The following is a 480-nucleotide window of genomic DNA, read 5'->3' as shown; positions in this document are numbered from 1 at the left end:
ATTGCCAGCCGCGGAACCACGAGGATGACCAGTCGCGGTACTCGGCGCTGCATCTGGGGTTGTCCCCAGATTACGTCTAGGTCCTTGGGTGTAATTGCTGCCCGTTTGCGCTCCCTGACTCAGATTCACAGGTGTTGAACTACTCACCTCCCATTTACGGCCAGTGTATCCTTTTGCAGCATTCGCCTCAGGCACTTCTGTCGCAGGGGTGTCTTCCGTAGGCACGCCATCCGTCTGTGACATTGAAGGCGTGTTTGTGGTCTTCGCCGCGACAGGTGGACGAGCCGACGTGCCCGCGACGGCTGTCGGAACATCGGTTTGAGTACCATCATCAGTTATCGATGGCGAACCGTTGCCCGTTACCGCTGGGGTTGTACCGCTGCCATTACCTGCCGCGGGACCACGAGGATGACCAGTCGCGGTACTCGGCGCTGCATCTGGGGCTGTCCCCAAATTACGTCTAGGTCCTTGGGTGTAATT

Annotated in this window: 1 pseudogene; it reads right to left on the bottom strand. The window is 58.3% G+C overall.

Features of this window, described 5'->3' with window-relative positions:
* Positions 1 to 480, bottom strand: a pseudogene (locus tag KO533_RS22440) (hypothetical protein); the annotation flags it as partial.

The sequence above is a fragment of the Shewanella sp. NKUCC05_KAH genome (genome assembly GCF_019345585.1).
Taxonomy (GTDB): Bacteria; Pseudomonadota; Gammaproteobacteria; order Enterobacterales; family Shewanellaceae; genus Shewanella; species Shewanella oncorhynchi.
This window is presented reverse-complemented; position numbering and strand designations above follow the sequence as displayed.